The sequence below is a fragment of the Micromonospora sp. NPDC050200 genome (genome assembly GCF_040656135.1).
GTDB lineage: Bacteria > Actinomycetota > Actinomycetes > Mycobacteriales > Micromonosporaceae > Micromonospora.
Map to the genome: position 1 here is coordinate 1 of NZ_JBFALG010000172.1, position 1,415 is coordinate 1,415.

Consider the following 1,415-nt stretch of genomic DNA (forward strand, 5'->3'; position numbering starts at 1 on the left):
CAGTATTTATTGTCACTACCTCCCCGTGTCGGGATTGGGTAATTTGCGCGCCTGCTGCCTTCCTTGGATGTAGTAGCCGTTTCTCAGGCTCCTTCTCCGGGGTCGAGCCCTAACCCTCCGTTACCCGTTGCAACCATGTTTGGCCAATACCCAAACATCGAAAGTTGATAGGGAAGAAATTTGAATGAACCATCGCCGGCGCAAGGCCGTGCGATTCGAGAAGTTATCATGAATCACCAAAGAGCCCAGAGGGCATTGGTTTTTAATCTAATAAATACATCCCTTCCGAAGTCGGGATTTTTAGCATGTATTAGCTCTAGAATTACCACGGTTATCCAAGTAGTAAGGTACTATCAAATAAACGATAACTTATATAATGAGCCATTCGCAGTTTCGCTGTATAATTGCTTATACTTAGACATGCATGGCTTAATCTTTGAGACAAGCATATGACTACTGGCAGAATCAACCAGATAACTATCGTCCGCCGCGGAAAAACGGCAACCGGTGCTGCGAGCAGCGCCGGAGAGATGTCAAGTTCACTGGGTGGCGTCCGGAGACGCGCCGGGCAAAGCACCTGCGGCAGGAGCCGTGGGCGCCGTGCGAGCCGGCAATCCGCTTTCCCACTCATGTGTTCCCCAGCGAAGCCGTCGACCACACTGAGCCCGAACGGGCGGCGTGTGGCCTGGGGCACGCCAGGAGAAGGACTCAGCGCCCGACTTCAGCCATTGCGGCGTCCGGCGGGCGTGGTTGCCTTCCGTTGCTCGATGGTAGAACTCGCCAGAGGCCAGTAATCCACAGAACCCATCCCTACAGCGGCGATTGCCGGGGCATTCGTCGCCTTCAGGGCATCCCCAGTACGCCGTGAAGCCTGAGCGACCGGTTTCGTGGGGGCCGACCAACACTATGAATCCCTCGCTAGCGAGACCGGAGCCTGCAAGCCTGTTCAAGGGACCACGCAATGAAAGTCTTCAAGATATGGTACAGTTGTTTGATTGCGGTTGTGTTGTGGCCGGCCGATTGCTCGACTGGCCACCCGCTCTCACATACCCTCCGAGCTCTCTGGTGGGGCGCCCCCGCCACCCGGCACTCGTTGGCCACTTTTGATTTCCCGCAAAATTCATTTGTATGGCAAATCCAAAAAATCGACTCACGAACATACATTTCCAACAACGCACCACCCCCCCCTCTCGGCGCCGGGTTTCTCGGCACCAGCGCGCCCCCAGGCCTGCCAGCAGCCAGCCCACGTATTTCTTTTGCCCTTGCCGCCGCCCCCAGATGGTACAGGGTAGGTTCAGGGTAGGCCTTACCCTGCACCCCGACACAGGCGCCACCAGGAGGCTTTAGTGGCTAGAAGCGCTATAGGGAGGCCCTGGCCGAAGGCCCTGGCGTACGCTGCTATCGCTATGCCCATC

1 rRNA gene is annotated in these 1,415 nt (G+C 56.4%); it reads right to left on the minus strand.

Features of this window, described 5'->3' with window-relative positions:
- A 16S ribosomal RNA gene (locus tag AB0I41_RS35195) occupies positions 1 to 481 on the minus strand; the annotation flags it as partial.
- Between the last annotated feature and the right edge of the window lie 934 nt (positions 482 to 1,415).